Genomic DNA, 21627 nt, shown 5'->3' with positions numbered 1-21627 from the left:
CAATACGTGATCTCTGGAGCAAGGCTACCCACTCGGTTTTTAATATGATGTGTCTTAGGATCTACCGGTGTTCCTTGCGATAGCGCAGGGGTGTTGTACCGGTGACCTGTTTGAATGTTTTGTTAAAATGAGCCGTATGCTCAAATCCGACTTTCTCTGCGATCATCTGTACACGCTCTTGTGTGGACAACAGTCTCCGCTGTGCCTCACGTACTCGGACAACACGCAGATATTCGCTAAACCGAAACCCGGTAAACCGGCTGAACATTCGGCTCAGATAGGATGGACTGATATAAAAACGATTGGCTGCACCCTCCAGCGTAAGTGGTTGGGTGTAGTTGCTGTTCACATATGTAACGATTTCACTGATTTTGTCCTGCATCGGATGCAAAGGACCGGGGCATGACTGCCGAATATCCTCTTCCACCCGATGAATACGGATCAAAAGTTGGGCAAGCAGACTTCTGACCGCAATCTCATAGTGAGGGCGTCGCTCTTTGCATTCTTGCAGCATCTGCCACAATATACGCTCCATCTCGGGCTGTTCCGCTTCAGGCAGGCGAAGAAGTCTTGAACAATTAAAAGGCAGCAGACCACATATGCCAAGCTCCATCCCCGTTGCAAAAGCAGGCGAAAAACCGATTAAAATCCGTTCGAAGCCAGGAATACTTCCTTTGGAGGTGCTATGTACATCGTTTGGGTTAATCAGAATAAAATCACCCTTGCGGGCAGACAGAATCTGACCATTCATGGAATAAACGCGTTCACCTTCAAGCAGGTAATACAGTTCGTAGAATGGATGAGCGTGAGGCTGAGGCATACCGTTCCCATCATGTCTGCGCATATGTTCAATGGTAAATGAATGTTCACCGATTCGATATTTGGGTCCAATCCGATCTTCTATGAGACTCATGGTACAGCTCCCCTCTGCTTCACGGATTAACAACGATATCCATATCATAACGGAAAATCCATCTTTTTGTAAACGCTATCATTGGAAATGAAATATTTCTTTAATCATATGTAAAATACCGTGAGAACGAATCTGGCATGACCCTTATGTGCTGTCAAGGTGACAAAACTTGAATGATGTTTTAGAGTAGGGGAAGAGAGGCGAAACTCTGGTTAAGGAGTGTCTCCAATATGATGTAGAAGGAAGGAAACAGGTTATGACGACACATGAATTATCGCCATTGGTTGCTGCGCTCAATATGCAGCCTCACGTTGAAGGCGGTTGGTATAAGGAAGAATGGAAGGCTTCTTATCAGATTCCACAGTCGGTTCTGCCGGATACTTATTCCGGCCCAAGATTCTCGGCAAGTTCCACGTATTTCCTGCTGCACGCACATGAAATCTCCGAGTGGCATACCGTTCTGTCCGATGAACTTTGGCTGTGGCATAGTGGCAGTCCGGTTGAACTGAAGCTGGGTGGCAACGGAGTGAACCCGGAGAACGAGGAAGTTCTTGTTCTGGGTATGGATATTGCTGCAGGTCAATCACCACAGGTGCTTGTTCCAGCGGGCGTATGGCAGACAGCACGCCCGTTGGGTGATGAGCCTGTACTGGTCACTTGCGTAGTCGCGCCAGGTTTCCACTTTGATGATTTCAAGCTGGTATCCAAAAGCGAATAGAACCTGATATAAGAAATAAAATCCCGATCCGGGATGCTTAGGCATCCGATCGGGATTTTTTGAATGATTTAAATGAAGTCATTAAAAATTAAAGTTGTCGGGATCAGAACCAAAGCGTTTGTTCTCGTTCAGTCCGTTAATCTGCTCTACTTCTTCTGAAGTTAACTCAAAATCGTAGAGATCGGCGTTCGCGCGAATACGCTCAGGCGTGACAGATTTGGGTATGGTCACGATGCCGTTCTGCAGATCCCAACGCAGAATGACTTGTGCAGGGGATTTGCTGTATTTGGCGGCGATGTCCTGAAGCAACGGATGATCCATCAGATGACCTTGTCCGAGCGGAGACCAGGCTTCGATCTGAATCTGATGTTTGTTGCAATATTCCCGAAGCTCCGATTGAGTCAGTAGTGGATGAAGCTCGATCTGATTAACCGCTGGTTTGACCGTGGCATCAATCATGAGGTCTTCCAGATGATGAATCTGGAAATTGCTCACACCGATTGCGCGGATGCGTCCTTCCTTGTGGAGTTTCTCCAGCGCTCGCCATGTATCTTTGTACTTGCCTTTGACCGGCCAGTGGATGAGATAGAGATCCAGGTACTCCAGTTCGAGTCGTTCCATACTTGCTTCGAAGGCGGCCAGTGTGGATTCATATCCCTGATCGCTATTCCACACTTTCGTAGTAATGAACAGATCTTCACGGGCTACTCCAGATTCACGAATACCCTGAGCGACACCTGTTTCGTTGTTATACGCTTTGGCTGTATCGATGCTGCGATACCCGGCTTGAATGGCCGTTTTGACAGCATGAACGACTTCGTCCCCGTCTTTAACTTTGAATACTCCAAAACCCAGCCATGGCATTTTGACTCCGTTATAGAGCGTGGTTGTGTCCTGCACGTGTTTCATGGTCCGAAATTCCTCCTCTGATTGATTCATTGTTCCACTATGTAATTACCCTGCTGTTCAGCAGCCAATCCATATAGAAGGGCCGTTATGATGAATTATACTAAATTATTCCTGGTATAGGAAAAGGGGAGCAAACCGTTTTACGAGGTAAACACCATAAATGTCCTTTTTTGGCCAAGTACAGGTTTGGTTTTGACGCTTGTGGGTGATAAGATGAAGTATACGAAATATGGAAGCTATGACTTCGCAAGTGGAGAGTTTACATAAGAAACGATGGGGTACGGAATCCGGTACAGGCCGGGCCGTTCGATTTAATGATAAAGGAGCAAGAATACAATGGCTAAACCTAAACAAACCAAAAAGGCAGCAGCCTGGTCTCTCGTGGTGATGGGAGCGGGATTTGCCGCATCCTTGCCGTTTCAGGGCGTTCCTGTGGGCAAGTTGCTTGTAGGATCATTTGAAGCGGGACTTGTGGGGGGACTTGCGGACTGGTTCGCAGTGACCGCCCTATTCCGTCACCCGCTCGGCATTCCCATTCCGCATACGGCTTTGCTGCCAAAAAATCGGGATAAAATGACCGAAGGTCTGGTCTCCGCAGTAGAGAATAACTTACTTAACAAAGACAGCATTACCGAGAAAATTGCAGATTTCAAAGCAGCAGAGACGGTGCTCGATACGTTGACACGTGAGCTTCACAATGACGGGATCAAGACCATGATCGATACGCTCTGCAAACGAATTCTGGCGGGTCTGCCGTTAGAGCAGATTGCTCCACTCGTAGCGTCTGAGATCAAGTCACAGGCGGGGGCTTTTGATCTGGGTCCGATTCTGGAACGGGCTGCTCATCAGATGACAGAGCGGGGTTACGATGCCAAAGCACTGGACTATGGACTGAAGCAAGCCGAAGAGTGGCTGGTTAAACCTGAGAATGTGATGTTTTTGGGTGAAAGTGGGATGAAAGCGATCAGCGGCATTCAAATGAACGGATTGATGCAGTTTGCGATGAATGCGTTCCTGGGTTATATGAACGAGGAGCGTCTGGGTGGCATTTTGCAGGGATATCTCTTCGATCGGGTAGAGGATATGAAACGTGAAGGCAGCGCTCTAAGGTACAAAGTGCTTGATATGGTACGTACCCAGGCGGTGCGATTGGCCATGAGCGAGGCTATGCAAGATGGAATCAACGGCTGGAAGAACAATATGCTTGAGGGCTGGAACGCAGAGGAAACGGTGCTGAACAAACTCACCCAACTGAGAGACAAGGCACTCGTCGCGATGGAAGATGGACAGTATGTAGATACGTATGCACTGCCTGCCATTGAACGGGTATTGGTTGATCTGCGGGCAGATCACGAGTTGATGACAAGCATGAATGCCAAGATCGTAGATGGCGTCACAACACTGCTGGAGAAAAATCATTCCAAAATCGGTAACCTCGTGCGTGAAAATGTAGATAAAATGGACAATGCCTCCTTGATCTCAATGATTGAGGATAAGGTGGGGCAGGATCTGCAGTGGATTCGAATCAACGGGGCGGTTACCGGATTTATTATCGGGATTGCGCTGACCGCTCTGCGGATGGTGCTTGAATAGAATAGCAGTTAAGTACGGCAAAAAGGAGGGCCGCTCTAACCAAGAGCCGGCTCTTTTTGTCGTGGATGGGAAAATTATCATGTATCTGTTGCAAAAATTAGGAAACGGGGTAATGTACACCAAAGTACTCTGAGTGAATCATATAGGAAGAAAGTTACATGAAAACGATCCTGTTAGCCGATATGGCTCATGTTGATTTTGTACTATGATGCAGGTAACAGATGAATAGGGTGGACTTCGCATATGGTGAACGCCCTGATTCTACCCAGAGGAGGAATCCGTATTAAACGTGCAGGATGGTTGAAGGGTTTATTCACACTAATGATGGTGTTGACTATATTTCTGGGAGGTTGTCAGAATATGAATGCAAGTGAGAAGGAAGCGCTATACAAGGAAGCTGAAGCAACCGTAATTCAGCACTTCAAGCAGAAGTTCGAGCTGGATGTTGTGATTACAAGCAAAGAGTTGTTGCCGGAGATGGCAGTGTCCCAGATAGGGCTGAAAGGCCATGTGAAGGATCACGAAGATCAGAGCTTTGGCATTTCGTACGACTACAAAAAGAAGGTAACCAAGAACCTGGTCATTAGCCCTGAGATTGAAGAAGTGATGATGGCCAAGGGACATGATCCATACGCTAAATAAAGGGAGGTGTAGTTATTGAGTAACGGGTCCAACATTGATGATGAAACGTATAAAACGATGTCTGATCTGGCCTATCAGGATCAAAAGGCTGGAGACAAATTAACGGAACTTCCTGGATGGGAGGTCCTAGAAGGGACGGAAAGTAACAAACTTTCCGGTTTTGATGCCGTAACATTTTATAATCCCGAGACCAAGGAAGCCGTCATTGCTTATCGTGGTACAGAAGGAAGTGCGTCCCTGGATCGTTCGGTACCAGACTTTGTCATGGATGGCCGTATTGGGGGCGGAGAGTTGATTCGCAAGGGTCAGCAGGAGGCCGGGAATTTTGTTGATAATCTTACGCCGGATTGGCTCGACAAAGGGGTGCAAGGCGTCAAGGATTTTACGGGCATATCCAAAGTGGAGAATTGGGCTGGTGACAGGGTAAGAGACGTGGAGAACTGGACCGGTGATCGCGTAAAAGATATTGAAAAAACCGTTTCCCCGACAGGCTGGGCCAATCAGATGTATCAATCAGAAGACTACGCGAATCACATGCAGAACAAGCATAAGGATCTGAATTTCTCGATGACCGGGCATTCCTTGGGCGGCGGAAATGCACAGTATGCATCTGCTTATACCGGAATTCCAGCCGTGACGTTCAGTGCACCCTCGGTAATGGGCAATTTGACGCCAGAAATGCGTCGCCGGGCTGAAGCGGGTGAGTTCGACGGGCAGGTTGTGAACTATGCCAATCCCAGTGATCTGGTAGCCAGCGGAACGTTGGGCGGATATGACCGACATGTGGGATCGACGTACTACATTAATTCCAATTATGAGGATGCAAACGATGGAGTGGGCATTATTGATAAAGCCAAGAACTCATTTGGCGGGGAGAACTATCACAGTCTGGATCAATATAATTTCAAAAATGGATACATATCCAATGATCTGTATGATCCGATTACTGGAGAGAGAGTCCGCTATTCACCACGCCTTATGGATCACATGGGGCCGTTCAGCAAGAACCTCGGTCCGTTAGGTTTCAGGTCTGGCGGCGGTATGGCTCTTGGGGCAGGTGCATCCGGCTTGATTCAGGTAACGCCAGAAGAACTGAAAAGTGTCGCCTCCCGGTGGAAGCAAAATGCACAGCAATGCAATGCTGAGCTGAATCAGGTACGAAGCCGCATGGCTCAATACCTGCATACAAGCCGAAGTCGCAGGCTGGAGCCCATTGTCACCCAACTGGACGCGTCGATTCAAGAACTTAGCACATGGCATATGAAACATACCAGCCAGTTCCTGAACTTTATTGATGAGAAAGCAGATGCCTTCCGGCAGGCGGACGAGAGTCCGGTTCATTTTAATTAGGAATCAGGTTGGTTAATGTCGCTATCACGTACATGGGGGAGGGAACGCAAGTGGGTGGACAATTGCTGGTGGAATTGAATGATCTTCGAATTGCGGAAAAAGAACTGACACAGCTGCTTGCCCGTCTGCAAGCCGATGAACAGGAAGCGAGGGCGCTATACAGTCGCCTGAACGATTGGAAAGGGCAGTCTGCTGATTATACAAGGCAGCAGATTGAAGAGTTTTTTGCGGGCCTGTCCAAACGTATTCAATCCATCGAAATGCAGAAGAAAAGCTTGCTGCAATATATTGAAATTATGATCCAGACGGATCAGGAACGCTAAAGAGCAGTGTGGCTGTTGCCATATTGCGGATGGCAATCAGCATGGATAGACAAAAAGAAGCCTATGGTACATCGGGGTTATTCCCGGGTGCCATAGGCTTCTTAGTTATCTCAAGTTATCGCGTGCTGCATATCGTTCTTAACGTTTTTTGCGACGTGTCGCCAATGCAATTCCCAGGAAGGAGAGGATCAGGGCCAGAATGGATACAATCAATGTGGCCTGTTGAAGCTTCAATGTACCCGGGTCTGTATCTGTGTTATTCGGCTCACCTGTAACGGTGTCGTTAAGTGCATCGCCCAGCGTAGTGTCATCATTTGCTTTGCTATCATCGGTAGCTGCATTATCACCAGTACCTGTTTCTGTACCTGCACTATCATGTCCTTCATCGGCAGTACCGGCGCTATGATGATCTCCACCTGCCGCAGCATTACCAGCAGCAGCCGGATCTTCACTAATCGTTGTAATACTATGCGGGTTGTTGTCACTTGGTTGGCCTGTCCATTCTACGATGCTGCCATCGCTGTAGTATTGGAAGGCATCCCAAGCAACTTCAGCTTCGGTCTTCGGGTTCTGCGCAACAAAGTTGAATTGTTGGAATTGTCCTGCGATGATGCCCTCGTTATCGCCATCAACTTCCCATGTGATCGATGTGACTTCATTGGAATCGTTCTTCTCGGTGGTGATTTTCCAGCCTGCCAGTGGCTGATATTGCTTGAATGCCACACCTTCCGGAACTTTCATGGTGATTTTGGTTGTAGGCAGATCTTTCTCGGATGGAATCTTAATCGTGTATGTCTGCCATGCGCTTGTCTGTGCAACGGATGGGCTAACAGTAACGTGAGCGCTAGCGAATCCGGCGAATAGCATGAATGCCGCGGTACCTGTTGCGATAGTGGATGTTAGTTTGGAAATCCATGATGTTTTCTTCAAAATAAATAACCCCTCTCAGTTCTTATCATATATGATGCGGCCCATTTTCTTAAATGAGTGTCTACGCTCTGCAAAGGCCGTTTCGGTTACGAATGGTTCTTTCGATCACCGTTATTCCCGGAATTTATTGATTCAACTATATAAATCGAAATAAAGAATGTTTACACATGCACTCCGATGACAGAATAACCTTCCAATCGCTGTTATCCCCAGATTTTTTGATTCCCTTTTCTCATAGGGGGAAATCTGGTGATAAAGGCGAACGCTTCGCTTTTTCAGGTTTTTTCTGTCCTCTACGTTTCAGTGTAAATAATAGTTCAATTTATATAGTAATAAGTTGAGATCCAGGAATAAAGGCGAGTGCTTCGCCTCTCCAGAATCAATTTCGTTCCCTTCGCTACATTTGCAGTTCGTAGAAACACTAATTTTAGATTGGGTCACTTTTCAAAATCAACGTTGTGTAACTATGGCTTGGCGGTGTCGATCTCGAATTCGGCATCCAGTGCATCCAGCGATTTGGTTAGCAGATGTACCTTGATATTCCAACGTCCAGGCATGGAGATGTAATCTTCAGCCTTGTACACACCGGTGTCGTTTTTCGGAATGGTGATCTCATAGATCCCCATATCCATATCCAGATGTGTAAGTGACAGTGTGATCTGTTCCAGATCATTAACGATACTGCCATCTGCACGTTTTACATCAACTTCAAATTGGTTCTCTCCCGTCACATTGGGACTCACCTGAAGTGTGATTGCAGAGCCATCATCTGTAGTCTTTGTCTCCTGATACGGTCCAACTGCTGCTGGTTGCCCCGGTGACAGATGTGTCAGTACAGCAGCAAGAGCGAGAATCACAGCACCCGTAACAAGCTCGGCTTTCAGGCTGCCAGACAATCTGCTCCCCGTTGCTGCTCTAGCAAGTCGCGCATGACGCCATGCCAAGATAACCATTACAATCAACAGGACGATCTTGCCGATCAAAACAAGACCATAGGCTGTAGTGAACAAAGAGGTCAGCACAGGTGCTGGTAGAATAATCAGACTGCTGTATATTCCTGTAGCCACCAGAGCGGCTACGGCGCCGATCCCCCAAGCGGTGAATCTACGTATGGCAGTCCAGTAGACTTCTCCTCGCACCTTCGAAGGCAGCTTGTCGGCGAGTGGAGGCAGACATATCGCCATGGCAGTCAATGCACCAATCCAGAAAGCGGCACCGATCAGGTGCACGAAGTCCATGGCAATGGCGAGAGCACGTTGATCCGCCGCAGCCGGATGTCCCGTCATGGCATGAGTGAACAGCCATCCAAGCACGAGCACGAGTGAGCCGTAAGAAGACCAGATGCGAGCACGGATGGATCGATCGCGATCATATCCGGAGAGAATCGTGACGGCCAATAGCATGACAATGAGCATCTGTAACATCCAGATCTGACCAAAAGATGTCAGTTTGAGCGCACTCCCGATCAGTGCCCAGCTTAGTTCGCTCAGAGCCACACCAGATTCATATAACGTATTCAGTGGCAGGCTGACCAGAGCGGCAAAGGAAGCGGCAGCATAGCTGATCCATAACAATCTGTAGCTGCCCGGAACATCCATAGGTTCTCTTGTCATGGATGTTGGTGCGATTCGCAGCAGCAAGAATGCAAGTGTCCCCAGGATGACAGACAATCCGAGATACTGAATCCAGTCTGTCAGGGACACGATCCATTTCAGCGGTCCACCTGTTGAACCGGAACCAGATGTAAGATCACTGAGTCCGGCAGGAGCACCAGACGGTTCTCCGATATGGAAAACATAGGCGCCTTGAATCGGGTGCCCATCGGCAGATACCGCTTTCCAGTTGACGGCATAAGTCCCGTTCCCGAGCCCGGCCCGCAGGCCAGTCTCCAGAATATGAGGGCGGTCCGCATCAATCTGTACATTTCCATCGTCTGCCTGAGTACCGTCAGGCCCGGTAATTTTGATATCATAAAAAGCCGTTTGCAAGGATTCGTTGAACTCCAGCGTCAGCCGCTCCGGAGCCGTTACGAGTATCTCGTTCTCTCCTGGCGAAGCCTTAACAATATAAGCATGGGCAGATGCCCACTGTGGCATAACAAGGCAGCACACAAGCAACAGGCTGGTGATCAATGCCCAGTGCCGTTTGCCCCATTTCAGGGTAAAGCTTGTCAAAATCAAAAAATCATCACCCTCAGGTTATAGATTTGTAGTCATTCCTGTCCTTTATACACAATCTATCCCATTATAACTTTGTCCAAAATGACTGCGTATGACTACATTGGGCTATAAAAAAACGATTTGGTCTTCATAATTGTGACAAAAGCATGAATGTGTATGGTGCAGAGCGCCATACACATTCATGTTACAAATCTCATATGGGTATGCGATACGTACGTGCTACCATTCACATATCACCACGAAGCTGCGCTATTTGCGAAGCTTACGTCCCGCAAGCCCGCTCTCTAGCGCATAGCGGGTGAGTTGTACCCGGTTTTCCAGCTGGAGCTTCTGCAAAATGTTTTTTAGATGATTCTTCACCGTCTGGTCTGAAATACCGAGCTGATCAGCGATCTCCCGATTGGTATATCCCGCGGATACCCATTGCAGAATCTCAAGCTCCCGCGCCGTAAGTGGATTATCTTGCACATCTTCACTGCGTGGTGCGGGAAACTCCTGCAAAATCCGGTAGGCCAGTTCCTTGCTGAGCGGTGCATCGTCGCTGACGATGGCGCGCAGGTATTCAAGCCAGGTAGAAGGCGTCAGATTTTTGAGCAAATAACCTTGAGCGCCTTGTTTCAGTGCTTCGAACAGAAAGGTCACATCATCCGATACCGTGACCATAACAACAATAACATAAGGGAATCGCAGCTTGATCTGACGGGTGGTTTCCAACCCATCCATGTCCGGCATCTGCACGTCCATCAGGATCAGGTCAGGCATCCATTGTCCGGTGAGCTCCAACGCTTCCTGTCCATTCGAAGCTGTACCAATCACTTCAAACAGGCTGTCCTCGGATAAAATGCTACAGATCGCTTCACGCGCATGCGCATGATCATCAACAACCAATACACGTACATGTTCCATACTAAGCATGCTCCTTTCCTATCGTCATTCGTGTATGCCCCGGTCTTGAATCGAGGGTAAAAGACCAACCCATCTCGGCAGCACGTTCCTTCGTAATTCGCAGTCCGTACCGATCCTTCAGCTGAAGAGGATCTTCACTTAATCCATTCCCATTATCCTGAATATAAATGAACCAGGCAATCGGGTTACCCTCGGCGTGAACCTGAACACGGGTAGCCTGAGCATGCTTGCGTACATTCAGTAAACCCTCCCGGATACAGGCGAGCAGTTCCACTTGCTCCTTGGCAGAGAACGTTACACCCCTCAGGTCCCAATGAATCTGTGCACCAGGTACGGTTTCCTTGACGAGCACTTCGACCTGCGCGTGCAGCGAGATAATCTCGGGTGCCGTGGTAGAGGAGGGAACATAGCGCAACTGGGCAATCGCTTGCCTTACATATGTATTGACTTCATGCACGGTTTTTTGAATCTCCTGGATCTCATGCTCATGTCCGCTCCCTGCCAGACTGCGGCCCGCTTTATCGGCCTTCACGGACAGCAGGAAAAGAGACTGAGATATGCCATCATGAAGTTCCCGGGCCAATTGGTCACGAGCTTCCAGAGCTGCTTTCGCTGCGCGTTCCTGCTCCAGAGCAGCCCTGGCACCTTCGAGCATGTGGAACAATCGGCTGAGCAGTGTCACGCTGACGAGATAAACAATGACGGGTGTTAACCAGTTCCCGGCGTCCATCGAAAGGTACGGCATCAGAAACTGATGGCGAATATATTCCCAGATGCCAACCGTGAATGTGGGGATCAGCAGAATCATCCATTTGATTTGTTTATAGGACATGAATGCAGAACTCCTTTGACCTAGGATTAGCTTAATAAGGTAATTTATTTATACAGGGATGGGATCATTATAACGCAAGCTTGTCCAAGACCCTAGTCTGTGTGTTCGGAGAAAGCTGGGGAGGATCAGGGAGTATTTAGAAGGATATCTAAGAATGACAAGGGGTGAAATGTTGTCACGCTAGGTGAGGGTTGGTGTGAACAGCTGAGGAGGGCTGAGTCCGTTTTCCCTATCGGAGAAGGTCCTCTATACTTATATAGAACGTGAATTCATTACAAAACATGTTAAGGAGTGAAGCAACAACATGAGTCAAGAAGTATTGGAACGTCGCAGTGAATTGCTCAAAAAGAACATTCACCAGATGCTTGTTCAAGACAATCAGCACGGTATCAGTCGTCAAGACAACATGTTTTTGCAGCAGATGATCAAAGAGCTGCATCAGACCTCACATGAACTGAATACCAAATCTTAATGTAGAATCTGCACGAGAATGAAGCTGTCTGGTGTACGATTCATTCCATGAAAATGAAAATGGCGCTATCTCCGATCAGACCGGAGATAGCGCTTTTGATTTTCTCTGAGGCGATAGAAGAAGCTTCGTTCATCTTACAGCAACTGTTGTTGAGCGGTTCTTTTCTCAATATATCGAATGAATAACTCGGCAAGCTCCGGATCAAACTGCGAACCCGAACATGCGCGCAGCTCCCGAATGGCTTCCTCCACGTTCTTGGTCTCCTGATACGGTCGCTCTGTTGTCATGGCATCAAAGGAGTCAATGACGGTTAACATCCGGCACAGCCGGGGAATCTCGTTACCCTTCAGGCCGTAAGGATAGCCCTTGCCATCATAGCGCTCATGGTGAAGTTCAATATACGGAATCAGATCGGCGAAGCGATCGTTCGTGATCACCATTTTTTTGCCCCAGGTGACATGTCCTTTGATGGTTTCCCATTCCTCTGCGGTGAGCTTGTCTTTCTTGTTCAGAATAGACCAGGGAATCTCCAGTTTTCCGATGTCATGAATCAGTGCTCCCAGCACGAAACGGCGTTTCTCCGCATTGTCCAGTGCAAGCAGTTCACTGATATCCAGTGCATATTTGTAGACCCGTTTGGAATGTTTAAACGTATCCATGTCCTTGTATCTGAACAGGTTGAGCTGTTGCTCGATGTCACGAACGTCCTGTACCAGATCAATCTCGTGTTCCATGCCATCATTGCTTCCGTGGCGGTGCACGTTGTTTTTGCCCTGTTTCTTCGCATAATAAAGTGCTTTATCCGCCTGATCCACAAGCTGGGATTTGTTATACATATCCACCTGATAGGGTGCGACGCCACCCGAGAAGGAGAGACAACCGTGCGGAAACACTTCAACGCCTTCAAACGGCGTGTCATTTAGTTGTTTGCGCAGCTTATTCATAAACTTGTAAGATTCGTCCAATTCCATTCCTGGCATGAGAAGTGTGAACTCTTCCCCTCCATAACGAAAGGCGGTAACAGGTGTATCTTCCGTCTTTCGCATCAGAAAATCTCCCAGCATAGCCAGCAGACTGTCGCCTTGAAGGTGGCCAAACCGATCGTTATACTTTTTGAAATCATCGATATCAATAAGTCCCAGACAGAGCGGTGTTCCTTGCGTACGAGCGGTAGTGAGTTCATTTTCAAGCATACTTTCAAAATAACTATGGTTGAACAGACCTGTCCGTTGATCCGTGTTAGCTTTCTCCTCAATGGTCTGATACATGACAAACAACTGCTTGAATGCATGGGAGAGCAGAATACTGAGACTTAAGTACAACAACAGACCGAGCACGCCATTGTGCACGACCAGAATCGTCAGGACAAGCGCCAGAATCAGCGTACATAAATAAACCAACAGGGATTCGGTAACGAATGCCCGCTTCATCTGCTGTAATGCATCCTTCGTTGAAAAATGAAAGAATAAGCCAAGTGTAATCGTATTGATGATGAAGTAGGCTGCAAGCGCTGCAAAATAAGGAAGCAGATTATAGCCGTCCAAAGTTCCCGATTGCCCGCCAGTCCACTCAAACACGGCAGCTGCTCCCGTAATCATGAGACTGTAGATGCTGAAATTGACAATGTGTTTCCACCAGGTGAGCTTGCGCTCTTTGATTAACAGAATGATAGAGACAGGAAGCAGTACAGATAAACTGAAGGCTCCGCCAAACATGAATATACAGGCAAGGTATACCGATGAATCCATGGATTGCTGATTGCCTTTGGGTGGAATCTGAAACGTGAAATAATCCAGAATTAACGCCGCGCCCAGCATGGTATAGACCATGACCCAATCCGCCGTGGTTAGATGAAGGTAAGACCACTTGTTCATGTACAGAAAAACACCGATCCCGGTACAACTAAGCAAAATAACATACAGACTGCTTCGATCTGCCTTATGGATAAGGTTACGAATAAAGTTCATAAAAAATCTCCTGCTTGGGTTTAGTCTACTCTTGATGTCTATATAAATTAAGCTGATGGGTATTAACACTTACACTTCGATGACAGAACAACCTTCCGATCACTGTTATCCCCAGATTTTTTGATTTCTTTTCCAAAAGGGAAAATCCCGGGATAGCATATGCTTCCGATGTAGCTTTCTTTTAGAAAGCTTTTAGGCGAACACTTCGCTTCTTCAGGTTATTTCTGTCCTCTCCGTTCTCGTGTCAATGTTCAGTTCAATATATAATTGGTGTTCTTGTATAGGGATGTACTATATAGACGTATAACATACCAATTTGCCTGGCAAAAATCCAGAAAGAAAAAACAGGCCGCTGGCAGCCTGTTTGTCTTGTTTGGCGGTATGGATACTAGCCGCCCAGCTTGTATCCCGAAGTTAGTGCTACAACGACAGAAGCCACGATGATTGCGTTGATGACAATGCGGGAATATTTCACACCTTCAAATTTTTTCATGGAGAAGACCTCCCTTCCTTGGAGTCTACCTGGTTCTCTTTAAGCCTGATGAGTTTTAGCAGGTTGCACAGCCTTTTTGTCCCGATTCACCATCATGTACTGGATAAACAGGAATACGCCAACGTTCATGACTACATCACCGATGCTGATAACTTGAGTTCGTGGATAAGGGCTGGAGAGTGGGATGATATCACCGAGAAAAGGCAAACGTGTAGACGCATCCATCATAAAATGCTTCGATACGGCTCCGCCTTCCCGGAGCATGTCTACATAGTAGGGTCCCAATACAGCGGAGGCTTCCACAGAAACCGGCATACGTCCACCGTTGACAGCCATCACGGCAAAATTAAGAAACACACCAATCCAGATGAGCATAAAACCGGTATGATGCCTATTGAGCCACAAAAATGCGAGCCCTGTAATGTAGACGGCAGCAAAGAGATAACCATTAATGGATGCCACCCATTCGAATCGTTCCTGCAGATAGAAAATAAAGAACTGGATTAGCAGCAATACAGGGAAAATCCAGCCACTTCGCAACTTGAGTGCTGCAAACTGATGGAGTCCATGCCGCAGCCCGCCTCGAAAAAATCCAACGATCAAGCCGAGTAAAATACCGTCATATACCATAAGTAACTCCTGTTCGTGCGGAGATGTGCAATAGGATTGCGTGTTTGTGTACATATAGGATTCGACCTGATATTGGTAATTCCTGCATGAGAAAAATGATTTTTTAGAAGAAATTTGCAAAATGCTGAACAAAAAACCGTCTTTACGAACCAAAGGGTCGAAAACCCTGATGAATTCAGTAAAGACGGTTACTTATAATGGCAAAATACGAGCTTTAATTCGGTTGGAAATGGAATTTATTTTATTCGGAACCACCGTTCAGATAGTTGAAGAAAGGCTGATCCACCCAGAAGTCATATGTTGTAATGTCTGCATCAGGAGCGAGTTTCAGGAAACCTTCCCGAATGGATTTGGCATTTTCCTTCAGAGAGAAGGACTGAGCATAGTAATTGCCAAGCGCGATCTTATTATTGGAAATGACCGGATAGTTGGCCAATACCGTTGGTGAGTAATAAAGTGGTTGCCACCAGGAACTGAGAATCAATGGTGATGTACTGTCACTGTTCTTCTTGGCATATTTCAGAACAATATCATTGAAGCGGACTTTGTCTGCCACATTGTTGAACTCGAACTGAATATCATATTCCTTCGCAGAGGCAATATAGTTACCGTTCTCGATCTGTGTCACTTTGTAGTCTGGTGTTTCCTTCGGCTCGCCCCATTCTTTCAAATAAATGAAGGCAGATGTCTTCGGCTGGAATTGTACATCGGCGTCAATACCTTCGCTACGCAGCAAACCAACCAACTGTACAGCATGTTGAATGTTATCGTGACCGTAGGTAAGTGTCAGCTCATCGATAAAGTTGGAATCAAAGCGGCTATCCTTCAGGTTGTAACCTGTGACGAGATCATCTCGCAGGGCCTGATCCACAATTTTTCTCAGCTCAGGTGATTCGATGAGATCCGCTGTGCGATATGCAGCATACAGTTTGGAATAGATGTCCGCATCGCCGGAACGCCCAATCTCATGTTTGTATTTCCCTTGACTGACGAGCACGCGTCCAAGCAAAGTATTAGCAAAATCTTTACTTGCTACGCCACCCTTAAGGAGAGCGGGGTAGAGGCTTTCGGGAATCAGGCCTGTATCAATCGCTGCAGCCAGTTCCTGTGCGGCTTGTCCCTGAACACGGTTCGGGTTAATGCCAACTTTGGCAAGTGCTTTGGCCGTTTTCTCTGCGGGATATGTATATGCGAGTTCCTTTAATCCGGCTGCTTTCACCGCGATGAAGACGGCAGCATAAGTGCTCAGTTGATCCTTGGCATGTACTTCCGTACCTGTAAGAACCCCATTATTGAATAAGGATACGGCAGCATCATAGGAAGAATCACCAGAAGTCAGGTCGGTAAAGACAGGGGCTTTGGCTTCACTGTTACTTGTTTGAGTTGCTTCCGTGATGGCTGCAATGGCTTGAATGAAATCACCTTTGGTTATCTGTTGCGGCAATTGAATGTTGTATTTCGCTTGTAAGAATTGAGCAAAATCCGCTGCGCTTTCCGTATAAGCGACTGGAGCCTGAGCTAACGGTCCTTTGACACTTTGCGATGTGCTTGGTTTAGCTGGAGTAGCAGATGCTGCAGAAGCAGAAACGGGCAAGCTTAGGCTGCCGAGTGTTACCGGAGCGGCGAGCAGGGCCGCCAACGTGATCTGGGTGATTTTTTTCAAATGAATAGCCTCCTTAAAAATGGGTTGGAAAATAAGTAGCTTTCGGTTATAATTCTGACAAATCCTATCAGAATAGAATAATTGGATTGACTTTAGCACGGAGACGCGCTGGATGTCAACGGAAAAAAAGCTTGCTATAAAGCGGTTTCCAAAGCTTGGTAGAAAGCAAATCATCAAATATATTCTAATTGAGTGTATACGCTCAAAGATTTATTGACAAGGATCGACAGTATCCGCTAGGATAAGAAAAAAGAATATTGAAAAGGGGTATTTTCAAAATGAAAAGAGGTTTATCGTTCGTCTTATCGATCATCATGTTGGCTATTTTGTTGGCAGCTTGTGGGAATTCGGCTTCCAAAGACGAACAATCCGCCCAAGGCAGTGATTCGGAGAAATCTCTTCGGATGGCCCTCGTACTTCCCGAAAAAATAGGGGTTAACCCTTTCTTTGTACAGATGGATGAAGGCTTCAAAAAAGCAGGCGAAGAATTCAAAGTAGACACCAAGACAATTGAATCAACAGATCCGGCAGCATTTGAACAAAATCTGCGTGCTGCGGTTGCCGAGAATTATGATCTGATTATTACAGCCACTTTCCAGGCAGAAGATGCATTGAAGAAAGTCGCTGCAGAAAATCCGGACAAGTCCTTTGCAATTGTAGATACAACCGTGGATCTGCCTAACGTACGTAGCGTTGGTTTCCGTGAATATGAAGGGGCGTACCTGCTCGGTGCAGCTGCTGGATTGTCCACCAAAACAGACAAAGTCGGCATGATCGCAGCAATGGATGTACCATTGATCAAGAAATATACGGAAGGTTTCAAAGCGGGATTGGAATCCGTGAATCCAGACGCAGAATTCCTCGTGAACTATGTAGGTGGATTTAATGACCCGGCCAAAGCAAAAGAATTGGCACTGGTACAATTCGGCAAAGGCGCTGACTTCATCGCTGGCGCATCCGCTGTAGGTGATCTTGGCGTGTTCGAAGCAGCAAAAGAAAAAGGCTTCTACACTTCAGGTCAGGATACGGACCGTACCGTTGAAGACCCGGAACATATCGTATTGTCTCAATTGAAATCAACCGATACGGTTGCTTATGAGACCGTGAAAGATTTTGTAGAAGGCAACTTCAAAGCAGGTGCAGTGAACTACGGCTTGAAAGAAGACGGTGTGGGCCTGACTTACGTTACACGTGATAGCGAATCCCCGCTGAATGCTTTTGTTGGACAAGAAGTCATCGACAAAGTGAAAGCAATCAAGGATGATATCGTATCCGGCAAAATTGTAGTCAAAGATCCATTGCAACAATAGTTTTGAATGTTCTTTTCAATGAATGTGGGATGAAAATGATCAGCCGGCTGCCCGATCAGGCAGCCGGTTTTGCTGCTATTAAATGACCAGTATATGTTCAACTTATCGTTTACACGATAACGAAGAGGACAGAAATAACCTGAAGAAGCGAAGTGTTCGCATTTATCCCCGGATTTTCCCGTGTCAAAAGGGAATCGAAAAAATCTGGGGATAACGGCGATCGGAAGGTTGTTCTGTCATCGTAGTGGCGAGTGTAACCTTTTAAGTTGAACTGAGAGGAGCGAACGCGAGATATGCTGTTGGAGATGGAGCACATTACGAAGAAATACGGCGGCTTCACCGCTAACCGTGACATCCGTTTTAATTTGCGTGAGGGAGAGATTCATGCCCTTGTGGGTGAGAACGGGGCCGGTAAAACAACCTTGATGCGTATGCTGTACGGTATGGAACAGCCTACGTCAGGCACAATCAAAGTCCGTGGACGCGAGGTAAGCTTTGCAACGCCGTCCCAGGCGATGGCAAGTGGCATCGGTATGGTGCATCAGCATTTCATGCTGTTCCCTTCCTTTACGGTGGCGGAGAACATCGTGATTGGACGCGAACCGGCAGCGGTAGGTGTATTTGACCGTAAAAAAGCAGCGGCCCAGGTGAACGAGCTTGGCAGACAATATGGCATGCCGGTTGACCCGTGGAAAAAAGTGTCCGAGTGCCCGCTTGGCATGCAGCAGCGTGTTGAAATTCTCAAGGTGCTGCATCAGGGTGCAGACATCATTATATTGGATGAACCTTCGGCAGTACTGACGCCTCTGGAAGTAAAGGAACTGCTGGCGAACATGAAATCACTCGCCAAGCTGGGCAAAACCTTTGTACTAATCACGCACAAGCTGCAAGAAGTCATGGATGTAGCCGACCGGATTACGGTACTTCGAGATGGTCAGGTAACGGGTACACTCGAAGCCAAGGATACACATGTGGAGGAATTATCCCGTCTGATGGTTGGTCGTGAACTTGTGCGTATGGACAAGCAACCATCGGTTCCTGCCGAAGCGGTGCTTCAGGTGGAAGGGGTCAATCTGTCTGGCGCCAAGGATCGTTCGGCGCTCAAGGAGATCCATATGGAGGTTCGTAAAGGCGAAGTCGTTGGCATAGCCGGTATCTCGGGTAACGGCCAGTCGGAATTGATTCAAGTGATTGCGGGACTGCGTAAGGCGGATAGTGGTCGCGTTGTGCTCTCTGGGCAAGATACGACCAATTGGCCTGTACGGCGCATTCGTGAGCATGGACTTGCTCATATTCCGGAAGATCGTTACATGTGGGGAGCGGCCAAGGACGCGAGTGTTCGTGAGAATGGACTGATGGGACATCATCATCGTTTGCAGTCACGTGGCATTATCAAAGCGAAAGCAGCAAAAACAATGGTAGAAAGCTGGATCAAACAGTTCAGCATCAAGACGGGTTCTGCAGAGACGAAGGCACAGTTTTTGTCCGGAGGTAATTTGCAGAAGCTGATTGCCGCTCGTGAATTCGCACAGGATACACCGTTTCTAATTGCAGCCGAACCGACTCGTGGTGTGGATATCGGAGCGATGGAGACGATTCATGCCGAATTGCTACGTAAACGCAGTGCGGGTGCAGGTATTCTGCTCATTTCATCGGAGTTGTCCGAAATTTTGCAATTATCGGATCGCATTATAGTGATGTATGAAGGCGAAATTGCCGGAGAACTGAGAGCAGAGGAAGCGACGGAGGAACAGATCAGTTTGTTAATGGCAGGAGGGAAAGAGCGGATATGAATCGGGTAAAAGAAACACTTCGCGGACTCGTACAGCCGCTGCTTGCCGTATTCATCGGTCTGATTGCAGGGGCTGTGGCGATTCTGATTGTTGGCGGTAATGTGGTGGATACGTATGCGGAGATGTGGAAAGGGGCATTCGGCAACTTCTACTTCTTCACCAATACACTGGCTCGTTCCACACCGATCATCTTGGCGGGACTTGGCGTAGCATTGGCATTCCGTGCCGGATTTTTCAATATGGGAGCCGAAGGCCAGATGATTCTTGGCGGGCTTAGTGCCGCGCTCACGGCGCTCTATCTGCCAGGCCCGGGCTGGTTCGTGTGTATTGCTGCGATTGTCGCAGGTATTGTTGCCGGGGGAATCTGGTCTCTGTTTGCAGGTTGGCTGGATGCTCGTTTCGGCATGAATCTATTGATTACAACCTTACTACTTAACTATATCGCCATTTATTTTGGCGGATACATGGTCTCCTATCCATTCAAGGATCGGACTGGATCTGCAGCGATGGCTCAGACACCCATGATTGATCAGAGTATCTGGTTGCCGAAGTTGTTCCAGGGTATGGGACTGCATGCCGGCTTCATCATTGCCATTGTCGCGGCTATTCTGATCTACTGGTTCACTCACAAAACGGTGACGGGTTACGAGATCCGCATGCTCGGCAGCAACCCGTCCTTTGCAACCTACGGCGGTGTTCGCCGCATTCGCATGATGATGCTATCCATGGTAATCAGTGGTGGACTTGCTGGACTGGCAGGTGCGGGGGAAGTGCTCGGTACACAGTACCGTTTCCTTGATGGATCGCTATCTTCTGCAAGTTACGCATGGAGCGGCATTATGGCCACGCTGCTTGCCCGCTCGCATCCACTCGGTACAGCTGTAGCAGCTATTTTGCTGGCTGCGTTACAGACAGGTGCCATGGGGATGGAACGGAATACGGATGTGCCGCTTGAAGTCGGCAGTGTCATCCAGGCCGTATTGACGTTATTTGTATCAGCTCAGATCGGTTATTCATTCCTGAAGCGGAGAAAGGAGAAAAAGTCCAATGCAACAACTGTTTGATGCAGCCATGTTTGGCTCAACCTTGCGGATTATGACTCCAATCCTGCTTGCAGCGCTCGGTGGGGCTTTATGTTCCCGTGTCGGTCTGTTCAACGTGGGTCTCGAGGGACTGGTTCTGATCGGTGCGTTCTCCGCCATTGTCGGTAATTATCTGTTTGGCAATGTGCTGCTGGCTGTACTCTTTTCCATTATTATTGTGATGTTATTCTCTGCGCTCTTTGCTTTTATAAGTATTAATCTCAAGGCCAACGCCATCGTGGTCGGAATCTCGCTCAACTTCCTGGCTGCGGGGGTGACGACCTTTGCACTGCGTGCGATTTTTGATGTAAAAGGTGCATACTACGACAAAGACATGGTGGGACTTCCCAAGTGGGATATTCCGCTGATCAAGGACATTCCGTGGTTGGGCGATGTATTATCGGGACATAGTCCCCTGGTCTACCTCGGCATTGTGCTCGTGATTGGACTGCAATTCTATCTGTTCAAAAGTGTATCCGGCTTCCGCCTGCGCTCCGTCGGGGAGAACCCGATTGCAGCACAGAGCATCGGGATCAAGGTGCGCGGCATCCAGTATGGTGCCGTTCTGATGTGCGGTGTGTTGTGTGCTCTCGCTGGAGCACAGTTGTCGCTCGGTCAGGTGACGATGTTCACCGAAGGCATGACTGCTGGTCGTGGTTTTATCGCTTTGGTCGCAACGATGCTGGGACAAGCGAATCCGCTGGGCGTCATGGGCTCCAGTGTGCTGTTCGGCTTCATGGAAGCATTGAGTATTCGTCTGCAAGGCTTCTCCTTGCCAACCCATTTCACATTGATGCTGCCGTATATTGTGACGCTGGTCGCGATGTTCTTTTTCAAAGACCGTACCTATGCACAGGATGCACTGAAAGCGGGCGGAAGCTCGCGTTAATTCCTGAATGCCGATGTAGAGGCAGCAAAAGA

At 47.8% G+C, this 21627-nt stretch carries 19 protein-coding genes; 10 read left to right on the top strand and 9 right to left on the bottom strand.

The window, feature by feature from the left end:
* Positions 1-61: 61 nt before the first annotated feature.
* The gene (locus tag MKY73_RS27525) at positions 62-913 is read right to left on the bottom strand and encodes an AraC family transcriptional regulator (protein WP_105601564.1); all 852 of its coding nucleotides are present in this window, start codon (positions 911-913) and stop codon (positions 62-64) included.
* A gap of 256 nt (positions 914-1169) precedes the next feature.
* On the opposite strand from MKY73_RS27525, the gene MKY73_RS27520 reads away from it, so the two are divergent.
* Positions 1170-1631: a cupin domain-containing protein gene (locus MKY73_RS27520; protein WP_339304581.1), complete on the top strand. Its 462-nt coding sequence runs from the start codon at positions 1170-1172 to the stop codon at positions 1629-1631.
* An 81-nt stretch (positions 1632-1712) separates the two neighbouring features.
* Here the strand turns inward: MKY73_RS27520 and MKY73_RS27515 are convergent, their stop codons facing one another.
* A complete protein-coding gene (locus MKY73_RS27515; RefSeq protein WP_339304580.1) occupies positions 1713-2540 on the bottom strand; it encodes an aldo/keto reductase in 828 nt (275 codons plus the stop codon).
* A 336-nt stretch (positions 2541-2876) separates the two neighbouring features.
* On the opposite strand from MKY73_RS27515, the gene MKY73_RS27510 reads away from it, so the two are divergent.
* The 4 genes from MKY73_RS27510 to MKY73_RS27495 all read left to right on the top strand — a co-directional run bounded on the left by MKY73_RS27510 (position 2877) and on the right by MKY73_RS27495 (position 6448).
* Positions 2877-4133 (top strand): DUF445 domain-containing protein, encoded by a 1257-nt coding sequence (locus tag MKY73_RS27510; protein ID WP_339304578.1) that lies wholly within the window; start codon positions 2877-2879, stop codon positions 4131-4133.
* Positions 4134-4493: 360 nt separating this feature from the next.
* Complete coding sequence (locus tag MKY73_RS27505) at positions 4494-4775, top strand: hypothetical protein (protein WP_143786547.1); 282 nt, start codon at positions 4494-4496, stop codon at positions 4773-4775.
* Between the two features lie 15 nt (positions 4776-4790).
* Positions 4791-6125: a hypothetical protein gene (locus MKY73_RS27500; protein ID WP_339304576.1), complete on the top strand. Its 1335-nt coding sequence runs from the start codon at positions 4791-4793 to the stop codon at positions 6123-6125.
* 50 nt (positions 6126-6175) lie between these two features.
* A complete protein-coding gene (locus MKY73_RS27495; RefSeq protein WP_091018402.1) occupies positions 6176-6448 on the top strand; it encodes a hypothetical protein in 273 nt (90 codons plus the stop codon).
* A gap of 138 nt (positions 6449-6586) precedes the next feature.
* On the opposite strand, the gene MKY73_RS27490 is transcribed toward MKY73_RS27495, so the two are convergent.
* The 4 genes from MKY73_RS27490 to MKY73_RS27475 form a co-directional block, all read right to left on the bottom strand.
* Positions 6587-7378: a YcnI family protein gene (locus MKY73_RS27490; RefSeq protein ID WP_256975238.1), complete on the bottom strand. Its 792-nt coding sequence runs from the start codon at positions 7376-7378 to the stop codon at positions 6587-6589.
* Positions 7379-7842: 464 nt separating this feature from the next.
* Positions 7843-9558 (bottom strand): copper resistance protein CopC, encoded by a 1716-nt coding sequence (locus MKY73_RS27485; RefSeq protein WP_339304572.1) that lies wholly within the window; start codon positions 9556-9558, stop codon positions 7843-7845.
* A 249-nt stretch (positions 9559-9807) separates the two neighbouring features.
* Positions 9808-10464 carry a response regulator transcription factor gene (locus MKY73_RS27480; RefSeq protein WP_339304570.1) on the bottom strand — a complete coding sequence of 219 codons (657 nt, stop codon included), beginning with the start codon at positions 10462-10464 and terminating at the stop codon, positions 9808-9810.
* Position 10465: 1 nt separating this feature from the next.
* Entirely contained in the window at positions 10466-11296 is an 831-nt protein-coding gene (locus MKY73_RS27475; RefSeq protein WP_339304568.1) for a histidine kinase, read from the bottom strand.
* A gap of 304 nt (positions 11297-11600) precedes the next feature.
* Between MKY73_RS27475 and MKY73_RS27470 the strand changes: the two genes are divergently transcribed.
* Positions 11601-11768: a hypothetical protein gene (locus tag MKY73_RS27470; protein ID WP_017691019.1), complete on the top strand. Its 168-nt coding sequence runs from the start codon at positions 11601-11603 to the stop codon at positions 11766-11768.
* A 134-nt stretch (positions 11769-11902) separates the two neighbouring features.
* On the opposite strand, the gene MKY73_RS27465 is transcribed toward MKY73_RS27470, so the two are convergent.
* The 3 genes from MKY73_RS27465 to MKY73_RS27455 form a co-directional block, all read right to left on the bottom strand.
* Positions 11903-13735, bottom strand: a complete 1833-nt coding sequence (locus MKY73_RS27465) for a diguanylate cyclase (protein ID WP_339304566.1) — start codon at positions 13733-13735, stop codon at positions 11903-11905.
* A 532-nt stretch (positions 13736-14267) separates the two neighbouring features.
* The gene (locus MKY73_RS27460; RefSeq protein ID WP_339308774.1) at positions 14268-14858 is read right to left on the bottom strand and encodes a DUF5317 domain-containing protein; all 591 of its coding nucleotides are present in this window, start codon (positions 14856-14858) and stop codon (positions 14268-14270) included.
* A gap of 241 nt (positions 14859-15099) precedes the next feature.
* Entirely contained in the window at positions 15100-16521 is a 1422-nt protein-coding gene (locus MKY73_RS27455; RefSeq protein WP_339304563.1) for a hypothetical protein, read from the bottom strand.
* A gap of 278 nt (positions 16522-16799) precedes the next feature.
* Here MKY73_RS27455 and MKY73_RS27450 point away from each other — a divergent pair, with 278 nt between their 5' ends.
* From MKY73_RS27450 to MKY73_RS27435, 4 genes are all read left to right on the top strand, one after another.
* Positions 16800-17831 (top strand): BMP family protein, encoded by a 1032-nt coding sequence (locus tag MKY73_RS27450; RefSeq protein WP_017691014.1) that lies wholly within the window; start codon positions 16800-16802, stop codon positions 17829-17831.
* Positions 17832-18124: 293 nt separating this feature from the next.
* Positions 18125-19624 (top strand): ABC transporter ATP-binding protein, encoded by a 1500-nt coding sequence (locus MKY73_RS27445; RefSeq protein ID WP_339304561.1) that lies wholly within the window; start codon positions 18125-18127, stop codon positions 19622-19624.
* Positions 19621-20688: an ABC transporter permease gene (locus MKY73_RS27440; protein ID WP_017691012.1), complete on the top strand. Its 1068-nt coding sequence runs from the start codon at positions 19621-19623 to the stop codon at positions 20686-20688. The genes MKY73_RS27445 and MKY73_RS27440 overlap by 4 nt, the downstream gene beginning before the upstream one ends.
* Positions 20672-21595, top strand: coding sequence for an ABC transporter permease (locus MKY73_RS27435; protein WP_074093220.1), 924 nt, complete (start codon positions 20672-20674; stop codon positions 21593-21595). Before MKY73_RS27440 ends, MKY73_RS27435 begins: the two co-directional genes overlap by 17 nt.
* Positions 21596-21627 lie beyond the last annotated feature (32 nt).

This window comes from Paenibacillus sp. FSL R5-0519 (genome assembly GCF_037974275.1).
Lineage (GTDB): Bacteria > Bacillota > Bacilli > Paenibacillales > Paenibacillaceae > Paenibacillus.
The sequence above is the reverse complement of the archived record's forward strand: the minus strand, read 5'-3'. Positions and strand labels throughout refer to the sequence as shown.

Coding starts and splice junctions, on each gene's coding strand:
- MKY73_RS27525 (WP_105601564.1), bottom strand. CDS start 913: ATGAGTCTCATAGAAGATCGGATTGGACCCAAATATCGAATCGGTGAA.
- MKY73_RS27440 (WP_017691012.1), top strand. CDS start 19,621: ATGAATCGGGTAAAAGAAACACTTCGCGGACTCGTACAGCCGCTGCTT.
- MKY73_RS27510 (WP_339304578.1), top strand. CDS start 2,877: ATGGCTAAACCTAAACAAACCAAAAAGGCAGCAGCCTGGTCTCTCGTG.
- MKY73_RS27450 (WP_017691014.1), top strand. CDS start 16,800: ATGAAAAGAGGTTTATCGTTCGTCTTATCGATCATCATGTTGGCTATT.
- MKY73_RS27520 (WP_339304581.1), top strand. CDS start 1,170: ATGACGACACATGAATTATCGCCATTGGTTGCTGCGCTCAATATGCAG.
- MKY73_RS27480 (WP_339304570.1), bottom strand. CDS start 10,464: ATGGAACATGTACGTGTATTGGTTGTTGATGATCATGCGCATGCGCGT.
- MKY73_RS27445 (WP_339304561.1), top strand. CDS start 18,125: ATGCTGTTGGAGATGGAGCACATTACGAAGAAATACGGCGGCTTCACC.
- MKY73_RS27470 (WP_017691019.1), top strand. CDS start 11,601: ATGAGTCAAGAAGTATTGGAACGTCGCAGTGAATTGCTCAAAAAGAAC.
- MKY73_RS27435 (WP_074093220.1), top strand. CDS start 20,672: ATGCAACAACTGTTTGATGCAGCCATGTTTGGCTCAACCTTGCGGATT.
- MKY73_RS27475 (WP_339304568.1), bottom strand. CDS start 11,296: ATGTCCTATAAACAAATCAAATGGATGATTCTGCTGATCCCCACATTC.
- MKY73_RS27515 (WP_339304580.1), bottom strand. CDS start 2,540: ATGAAACACGTGCAGGACACAACCACGCTCTATAACGGAGTCAAAATG.
- MKY73_RS27505 (WP_143786547.1), top strand. CDS start 4,494: ATGAATGCAAGTGAGAAGGAAGCGCTATACAAGGAAGCTGAAGCAACC.
- MKY73_RS27460 (WP_339308774.1), bottom strand. CDS start 14,858: ATGGTATATGACGGTATTTTACTCGGCTTGATCGTTGGATTTTTTCGA.
- MKY73_RS27465 (WP_339304566.1), bottom strand. CDS start 13,735: ATGAACTTTATTCGTAACCTTATCCATAAGGCAGATCGAAGCAGTCTG.